The organism is uncultured Nostoc sp. (genome assembly GCF_937863485.1).
Classification (GTDB): domain Bacteria; phylum Cyanobacteriota; class Cyanobacteriia; order Cyanobacteriales; family Nostocaceae; genus Nostoc.
The window spans coordinates 1-10,101 of the sequence record NZ_CALMFY010000102.1; the positions used below are offsets into that span (position 1 = coordinate 1).

Consider the following 10,101-nt stretch of genomic DNA (forward strand, 5'->3'; position numbering starts at 1 on the left):
TCTTACTTATCCTGACTGATTTTCGTCCTCTTTGCAAAAAACTGGGATGCTCCCTATCTCAACTCCCTTGCCCTGGTTAATTTTGACATAATTTAAATCATTATTATTGGCTTGCTATTGGAGTTAATTTACTTGATTCAACTCTCGCTTTGCTATGTCTATATTTATTTATCACATTTTTTTTCTACGTATCAAGCAGACAAGTTGTAAGTTATTTCTCTTTAATTGTTCGGTTTTTACTTGGATTTATCCGGCTCGTTCATCTAATTTAATGATGTATTAATTAAATACCCTAAATTTTGCTCATCCAAGTGTTTTTTCTCACTTGTGAGAAATCCGGGATTAAGGGTTTGCAGTTAACGAGCCTGCCATTCCAACCAGTACCCAATAGCGCGATCGCTAATTTTATTCCTCTTTTTTAGAAGTACATTGAAGGTACGGAATGTGGGTTTAATTATGCCTACCTACTTATTAGCTTTCATTGAATGCATCGCTGCAAGTTGAGGTTTCTCGATATCAATAAGAGAAAAACAGTTTGAATCAGTGGTGGGTTGATAGTGATAAACTGCGATCGCTTTCATGGCTTATTTTATAAATCATGGATAAATGTTCACATTTTGGCAATGCAAAACGATAGGTTACAGGAACCTAAAAAATTTTGGTCAGTTTTAAATCAAACGGGTAATCCAATAGTGATCGCAAAGGGTGCTGAGGTTTGTAGCGATCACATCACTGCATTAAGGACAATCGCCTGCCCCATGCCGACACTGTTCAATAGCTTTAAAAGCTGTAGTGCTTATTCTGCATAGCTTAGAGCTTTTATTAGTGCCATTCATCCAATATCCTTGGGTTCAGACTTGCTCCTCCCTAACTCTTCTCAAAAAGCAGGGAATTAGAATAAGCCTATGCGTAGGCTCCGCCCGTCGTAGACATCGCTCGATTAATTGCTTCTTCTTGGCCAACTAAAGACAAGTAAGGTGATTTTAAATACTTACAAGCTGCGGCGATCGCATCTTTAGCACTCACAGCCGCAATCAATTCTTGGAACTTTGTGTCAAAATCAATTCCTAAGCCCAAAATTTCATACCAGCCGTATATCTGAGCAATTTGCCCGTTCGTTTGTTTACCCAAGGCGTACTGCCCCAATATCTTATTTTTAGCAGCTTGGAGTGCGCTTTCGGATACTTCATCGCTAGACAATAAATCTACTTCTGTCCGCAGTCCCTCTAAGGCAATGCTGGTATTTTCCGGTGCTGTACCCATGTAAACCACAAACGATGCTGGAAATAGCCTTGTGGAGTAAAAGGCGGATACTTCGTAAGCTAAACCGCGTTTTTCCCGCAATTCGACAAACAAGCGACTAGAAAGCCCATTTCCCAGGTAGGTACACAGCAATTTCAGTGGGGCGTAGTCAACAGAACTCACTGATGTTCCCAAATAACCAAGCATCAGGATTGATTGTTGTGTCTGTACTGGCTTCAGCCTTACCTGCGGTTCCACCCTAATCTCAGGTAAATTCAGTATTGGCAGTGTTTGTGTTGGCGCTTGCCAATCACCAAAGACTTTTTCCACCAATGCCACTGCATCTGTGGGTGTGACTCTACCAGCAATACTAATTACTACATTCTCTGGACGGAAATAAGTCTGATGATACTCCACTAAATCCGCACGAGTTAAGCGGCTCATGGTGGTTTCATCTCCCAGCACTGACATAGCATAGGGATGATTTTGGTACATTACCTGCCGCATTTGTTCAAAGGCGACATTGAACGGTTGCTCTTTTTGGGAACGAATATCCTGGAGTGCTAAACGCCGTTCTAGTTCCACTTGAGTTTCGGGAAAAGTAGGCGATCGCAAAATCCGCCCTGCCAATGTTAAAATTTCCCCAAAATCGGATGTTACCGTTTTGAAAGATAGCAAAAAATAATCAGTGCTGGCATCTGCACTCAAACTTGCCCCTACAGACTCGACAATTTCGGCAATTTCCAAACTAGAAAGACCATCGCATCCCTTTGTCATCACTGCTGACAGTAAATGTGCTAACCCTGCTTGCTCCCGATTTTCGTGACAACTACCGGCCCGCACAAAGATTCGCGCCGCAATGATGTCCGCAGCAGGGTTTTCTGCCACTAGCACGACAATGCCATTGTTCAATGTGGTGCGATGGATAGGCGATTTTTGCAGCAAGGTTGTCATTTGTCCTTTGTCCTTTTTTGTCAATAGTTAATATTTATTACTCATTCGCAAATGACTAATAAATAAATATTAACTAACAGGGTTTAAGTACAGTAACCGCATAATTCTGCGGCGAGAGATATTGTTTAGCTAATTTTTGCAATTCTTGGGCATCAAAAGACTGAATCTGCTGGGGATATGTCACAGCTAATTCAGCTTGGGCGATGGTATTGTAGTATCCATAAAGCCCCGTAAGCTGATTTGGCGTTTCGGTAGAAAACGCATACTCATTACACAGCAGCCTGCGTGTGCGGGCAAGTTCCTGTTCACTAATTCCTCTAGTCTGCAAATCATCCAAATGAGCGCAAATTAAAGACTCAACTTCCTCCAGATTTTCTGGTTCTAACCAGGCAGTAATTGTAAATAAACTTGATTCCCGTTGTAGAGAAAAACTACTGCAAATTCCTTGTACCAATTGTAAATCTTCTCGCAAATCGCGCACTAAACGCGAAGTCCGCCCTTCTGCCAATAACACCGACAACAAATCTAAACCATAACTAGTGCGGATTTCCTCTACTCCGGGTACCAGCCACGCCATTAACAATCGTGCTTGCTCTATGCGTGGTAAACACAGTTCTTGACGGTGAATTCCTGTTATTACTGGCTTTGCAACTTTCTCAAACTGCGGACAATTAGAGCGTTCGGCAAAATCAGCAAATGAACGATTTACCATTTCCCAAGCTGGTTGCTGGGCTATACCCCCGGCAATTACTACTGTCATGTTTTCCGGCTGATAGTGGGCGCGGTGAAAACAGCGCATTGCTTCTGGTGACTGCTGCATCAGTTCTTGCTCAGTACCCAGTATCGAACGTCCGTAAGGGTGATCCGGGTAGATGCTTTGAATCAAAGTTTGGAATCCTATCCAATCGGAATCGTCATGACAAGAGCGAATTTCCTCTAGCACCACGTCCCGTTCGCGGCTAAATTCATCTTCTGGAATTGCCGCATTCAGCAGTAGTTCTCCCAAGTAGGGCAGAGTATCTTTTAAATAAGGGACAGCTGTGGTGAGTGAATAATGAGCATAATCATAGCTTGTCGCCGCATTACTCACACCACCCCGGTTTTCAACGTTGTAATCGAACATTCCAGGGGGTAGCGTTGCCGTACCTTTAAAAATCATGTGTTCCAAAAAGTGCGCCATACCGAACCACGGTTCTGGCTCTAGGCTGGCTCCAGCCCGCACCCAAACATCCGCTACTACTACAGGGGTAGTGGGAATCTGTTGATGAATAAACGTTAAACCACTGTCTAGTCGGAAGACCGAGGCAGGAAATAAGGTATTAGTTAGTTGTTTTAACAATTTTTTGTAGCTTTAACCACAATTTAATGCAATTGTGTCATCTTAACTCTGAACGATACCTGATTTAGAATCAAATTATACAGATTTTGTAGAATTATGCGATCGCTGTTCTCCATACTACCGAGAAATTGGAAGCGTTATCCATTGAGAGGAAAATCGTTTTACTTTACTCCTGTCCCAAGAAAGGATTAATTCTTTTTGCCATCTCAAAATAAGCGAACATACAGCTACAGGTTTCTACATCGGAGTACTAGTACGCTACGGCGTAAATAGAGCAAGCATTTAAAATCCCTACTTATATCAAGTTCGGGTGATTACTTATAATAAAATCTATCAATGTAGGTTGGGTTGTAGCAAGATCCCCGTAGGGGTACGCTAGTAAAACCCAACATTTACTTCTTGTTAATGTTGGGTTTCGTTCCTCAAACGCCACTTGCTTGGTTGTCGGGAAACCGCAGACGCTCGCAGGCTCGCTACCGCTGCGCTATCGCCCTTGGCGTCTCCCCTTGGGAGAAGGGCGCAGTGGCTCCCCAACCTACAGATATTATAAGTGTTTAACCGAACCTGATATTACGCACGGGTTATGAAAGAACGTAGACGCAAAGCGGTGAAGCAGCGCGGTCTTCTCCCTTTGGGAAAAGGGGAGACGATGCCGCGCATAGCGCAGCGGTAGCGAGCCTGCGTACTCCTACGGAGAAGCAAGCTACGCGCAGCGTCTCGTAGAGAGCGTCTGCGGTTAAGAGACTTGCAGCAACTGGCGCGACACTGAGGAATGAGAGTTTGAGAGGTTTTTTGCGTAAGTCCTATCCCTAAAAAGCTTACTCCATAATACTTTTGACTTTTGACTTTTGATTTTTGACTTCCGCCTTGCGGTACTAGCCATTAAGAGACTGGAATCTCAATCACAAATTCTGTTCCTTTGCCAAGTACAGAATTGCAACTCAACCGCCCATCATGGGTTTCCTCGACAATTTGACGAGCGATCGCTAATCCCAATCCTGTTCCTTTCCCAACCTCTTTAGTTGTAAACAGGTGGTCAAACATCCGCGCTTTAATCTCCTCTGGCATCCCCAGACCATTATCTCTGATACAAATTGTTACCGTGCCTTGGTCACTGGATACTTCGGTGTGAATCAGTATTTGCTGATGATTGGCTTGTGCTTGGGCAAAAGAAAGTCCTTCAATGGATGTATCTAAGGCATCAATTGCATTAGCGAGGATGTTCATAAATACTTGATTTAGCTGTCCTAAAAAGCACTTAACAGGTGGTAATTTTCCATATTCGGTGATAACTTCAATCGCTGGACGTTTTTCGTCAGCTTTGAGGCGATACTTCAAAATCAACAGGGTACTCTCAATCCCTTCATGGAGGTTACAAGCGACTTTTTCGGCTGTATCGGCTCTGGAGAAGGTGCGGAGACTGATGCTAATGTCTTTAATCCGTTCCGAAGCCACCTTCATCGAGCCTACGAGCTTTGGTAAGTCCTCAGTCAAGAATTCTAGGTCAATTTCTTCGCCATGCTCAATGACTGCGATCGCAGGAGTAGGATGATGTTGTTGATAGTATTGGATATGGGCAAGTAAGTCTTGAGTATACTCTTGGGCATTGTTGAGGCTGCCTTGAAGAAATCCAATGGGATTATTAATTTCATGTGCCACACCTGCAACCAAATTGCCCAAGGTTGCCATTTTTTCATTTTGCACCACTTGTAATTGGGCTTGTTGGAAATTTTGGAGTGCTTGTTCTAAATCCTGAGATTTTTGGCGTAAATTAGCTTCAGACTGTCGTAATGCAGCTTCAGCAAGTTTGCGTTCGCGTAGCGCAGCTTGCTGTTCGCTAATATCCATGATTAAGCCATCTAATACAATCGAGCCATCAGCTTGCCGCTCTGGTTGGGATGCACCTTGAATCCATTTCACGGTTCCGGAAGGTGTGATAATTCGCCATTCCTGTCGAAATGGTGTCATGTTTTCAACAGAGTAGCTTATTGCCTGCTGAATGCTGGCAAAATCATCTGGATGTTCCAGAGAACGAACACTTTGCGTTCCTGTCATTATTTCCTCTGCTGTCACCTCATAAAGGTTGTAGCAGCCAGAACTGACGTAGGGCATTGAAGCTGAACCGTCAGCATCGATACGTAGTTGGTAAATTGCCCCAGGAATATTATCAGCAAGTTTCTGGAAGCGAGCTTCGCTGGCACGGAGTTGAGCTAGCGATCGCTCTAACTGTTGTCCATAATTCTGGGATTCTTGATAAAGACGAGCATTTTCTAGAGAGATGGCTGCTTGGGCGCATAGCAGTTGGATAACTTCTAAGCGATCGCTTGTAAATACGCCAATTGTCAACTTATTTTCTAGATATAGTAACCCGATTAATTGGCCCTGATGCAAAATCGGCGTACACAACACACTTTTAGGTTGTTGCTGCATGAAATATTGATCGGTAATAAAATCGTTTTTCGCTGTTGCATCCTTCAGCACAACAGTTTTTAAGCTGTGTTTGACATAGTTTATTAATGCGATCGGAACGGTTTGGCTGCTTGACAATGGTACAGATACCAAAGTCACCCCTTCATTGATAGTAGCTACGGCTTTAACCACTAAGTTATCCTGCTGGAGTACAAGTAGGGCAGCTTTTTTCGCTCCAGCATTTTCCATCACCACTTGCAATAGGGTAGTGAGCAATTGCTCTAATTGAATTTCACTGGAGAGAACTTGTGAGACTTTAAAAATGGTGGCAAAATCGAGGGCTTCAGAAATACTACTGCTAGAAAGGTTCGTTTGGATGGTTTGATCTAGGAATGATGAGCCATCGACGGTTGAACTCAGTTGAAAGCGATGATGCTGGCCTTGTAAGATGGGAGCAAGAAGTTGAGCATAGCGTTTTTCTAAGTCCTCAGTTTTGGCTTTAGCACCCCAGCGGGCATAACAGTAATAAGCTTCTTGCATATAAACTTGGGCGATTTTTTCTTTGCCCCAGTCGAGGTAGAACTTGGCAGCTAGTTCATTGCTTAAGGCTTCTTCTTGGATGTATTCGTTTTCTTTAGCAACAGAAATGGCGCGATCATATAGTTCTATTGCTGCCATCTTTTCGCCTAAAACCCGATGGCGTTCTGCTTCCACCAAATCAAATTTGTGCTGGAAATTCATCGGTGCAAATTTGGCTCTAAACTGCAATTTTTCCTGGTTTTCGGCAACCTTTAAGAGTAATTGCTGCTGTTGAGACGGTTCAGCTGTTGGATAGACAGCAAGCCGAGACAAAGAATCGTAGTAGTAGAAGACAGGTACAGAGAGCATTCCTACCGCACCATTGAGGTATTGCTCTGCCTGATTTGCATTTTCAACTGCCGCCGGAAATTTCTCAAACAGATAACTTAGTGTTAACTTACTTAGGAAAATTATATGGAGTGTAAATTCGTCGTTTTCTTTGAGGAGCGCAGATAATAGTTGTTTTTCTTGACAATCTTCGCCAATGAGGCACTCTGGATTATTGCTATATTCGGTTAGATTTTTAATGCTTTGACAGACTATACTCGACCAATTTAGTAAGCGCTGGTTTTTGGCAAAATTAGACTCATAGGCTTTGATATCTGCTAGCAAGATTTCCAAAACTTCTGTGCCACTTAAATAGACATAGAAGAACTTGAAAATCATCGATATAAGCACATGAAAAAAATCGCCTGTCTCTAATCCAACATTATGGGATTCCTGTAATAAACTTATTGAGGTGCGAATATGTTGTTTATTATATTGATTTAATGCAGCTACCTTAAATATAGTCATGCTTTGAACAGATTTTGCTTGAAATCTATCTACAAGCATTAAAGCTAGCTTACCAAATTCGTAGCCTGACTCCAGTTGGTTACAAGTATTAAGTACAATTCCAAAATCTGCATAACCTGGTGCAGAAAGTGGTGCATTCCCGTATTTAAGAGATAAATTCACTTCTTGGCAGGCAAGAATTGGAAACAGATACGAGCAATCCTGGTGGATGGCGGGAGCAATACTAGCCATAATCCGCAAAGCAACCAAAGCTTTGGTATCATCCATCAATGGCAAATCAACTAAGCTCTCAATACTTCTGCCTCCCAATGTGGAGAGCGTGTTTAATACATATTCCTGAATGTCTGAAGGTGTTACTGATTCAGGTAATGTTACCCCAAGTTGATCGAGAAGTTCACGCCCAGTTGCGATCACTTTGAATGGTTGATGCCGCACCTGATCAGCTTGGAGTTGAACTTCATAAACTTTTATTCTATCCAGTAAGGTGGTTGTTTGTTGGATGACAACCTGGATAAGAGATTCCATCTGCTCAAATTCATTGTTGAGAAAGGCAGCTTCGGCGGCTTCTTCGTGTAAATTTCGAGTCAGTTCGTAGGCAATTTCCCAACTATTAATCGTCAACAATTGCATTCCATAATTGAGGTAATGAATTGCTGCACCATAAGCAGTAGCTTCTTTCGCTTTTCGACCGGCATTCAAATTTAACTGAGCTAATTGTTGACGTTCAGTCGGCTGGGTGATTAGCGCTATTCCACAATTTAACTGACTGACAATCTCAAAAAGTCGCTCCTCTTGCTGAGACTCAGAGGTATTTTGCAAAAGTAATTGACCAATTTGAAGATGAGTTAATTGTTTCTGCTCATCTGGAATCAGCGAATAGGCAGCTTGTTGGACGCGATCGTGTAAAAATTTGTAGATAGGGACTTTAAAATTGGAATTGAAGGGGTTTGAGTCAGAATTATGCCCACTATCTTGAAAGAATTTATAAACTTCACTAGTAGGTAAAACTAACCCTTCTTGCAAAGCTTTCCATAAAGATGCAGCGGTTTCAGTTTCAGATTGTTCAGAAACAATTGCTAAGGTTAGCAAATCAAACTGGTTGCCAATGCACGCAGCTAATTTCAAGACATTTTGCGTTTCTGCTGGCAACTTCTGCAACTGTAGCGCTACGAACTCTACCACATCATCGGTGAGAGCAAGTGCCTTGACAGCAGCAATATCACATTGCCAATACCTTTGCTCAAAATTAAAACTAATCAATCTATCTTCATACAATGCTTTCAGGAATTGCGTTGCAAAAAATGGATTACCCTGAGTTTTTTGATAGACGAGTTGCGTTAAGGGTTGGGCAATTTTGCCTGAACAACTCAAGGTATCAACTACCAATTGATTTAAACTGGCTTGAGTTAACGGAGCTAAAGTAATATTGTGAATTGTGGCATTGGCTTTGCGAATATCCGCTAAAGTCAACATCAATGGATGCGCGGTAGAGACTTCATTATCTCGATAACCTCCAATTAAAAGTAAAGATCCACTTCCTGACTTACTCATCAACAACTGCATCAATTTGAGTGATGCAGAATCGGCCCACTGTAAATCATCGAGGAAAATTACTAATGGATGTTCTTTTGTAGTGAATACCTGAATAAAGTTTTGGAAGAGTAAATTGAAGCGATTCTGGGCTGCACTTGGTGAAAGTTCTGTTGCAGGTAGTTGTTGACCAATAATTTCTTCTAGTTCGGGAATTACCTCAAGAATAACTTGCCCCTGATCACCCAGCACTTGTAAAATTTTATTTTTCCAACTTGACAATTGGACATCACTTTGGTTTAATAATTGCCCCATGAAGTCTCGAAATGCCTGCACAAAAGCTGAGAAGGGAATATTACGATTAAATTGGTCAAATTTGCCTTTGATGAAGTAGCCCCGCTGCCGGACAATGGGTTTGTGAACCTCGTTAACCAAAACAGTTTTACCAATACCAGAAAAACCAGCTATTAACATTAGTTCCGTCTGATTGTTGGTAACGCGGTCAAAAGCTTTTAACAGAGTTTCAACTTCATGCTCACGACCATAGAGTTTTTCTGGGATAATGAAGCGATCGCACACATCCCGTTGGGCAATTGGGAAACTTGCAATTTTCCCTGTTTCCTTGAGTTGAGCTAAACAATTTTCTAAATCATATTTCAGTCCGAATGCACTCTGATAGCGGTCTTCGGCATTTTTCGCCATCAATTTCATCACAATATCTGAAATCACTTGCGGAATTTCTTCTTCCCCCCTGCCTCTTAATTGTTCTGGTTTTTTTGCAATATGACAATGTACCAATTCCATCGGATCGTGCGATTTAAAAGGTAATTGACCTGTTAGTAACTCGTAAAAAGTTACGCCGAGAGAATAAAAATCAGTTCGGTAGTCAATGCCCCGATTCATTCGTCCAGTTTGCTCTGGAGACAAATAACCGAGTGTCCCTTCTAGCACATTAAAACTCATCAAGATTTGAGTTTCCCGTGGTAACAGAGATGCAATACTAAAGTCAATTAACTTAACTTCTTTAGTTTCTGGATTAATTAAAACATTGGCGGGTTTAATATCTTTGTGAATGATCCGATTACGAATTAGAGTATCTAATGCATTACATAAAGCGATCGCTAAAAGTAAAAACTCAATCAGAGCTTGTGATGTTCCCCCAACCCCCCATTCTGTCCTCTGGCTTGCCCCTGGGTGAGAGACATTCCCCCAAAGTCTTCCATCACTAACGCATAGCCATTCTGATAGGGTTC

General features: G+C 42.1%; 3 protein-coding genes. All 3 read right to left on the reverse strand.

Translation table 11 applies throughout. The annotated features are described in order from the left end of the window. Positions 1 to 903 precede the first annotated feature (903 nt). Positions 904 to 2,196 carry a pitrilysin family protein gene (locus tag Q0541_RS13240; protein WP_298910930.1) on the reverse strand — a complete coding sequence of 431 codons (1,293 nt, stop codon included), beginning with the start codon at positions 2,194 to 2,196 and terminating at the stop codon, positions 904 to 906. A gap of 73 nt (positions 2,197 to 2,269) precedes the next feature. Then, positions 2,270 to 3,535 carry a pitrilysin family protein gene (locus Q0541_RS13245; protein ID WP_298910932.1) on the reverse strand — a complete coding sequence of 422 codons (1,266 nt, stop codon included), beginning with the start codon at positions 3,533 to 3,535 and terminating at the stop codon, positions 2,270 to 2,272. Positions 3,536 to 4,417: 882 nt separating this feature from the next. Further along, positions 4,418 to 10,101, reverse strand: a 5,684-nt coding sequence (locus Q0541_RS13250; protein WP_298910933.1) for an AAA family ATPase, incomplete at its 5' end; no start/stop codon positions are given.

Coding starts and splice junctions, on each gene's coding strand:
- Q0541_RS13240 (WP_298910930.1), bottom strand. CDS start 2,196: ATGACAACCTTGCTGCAAAAATCGCCTATCCATCGCACCACATTGAAC.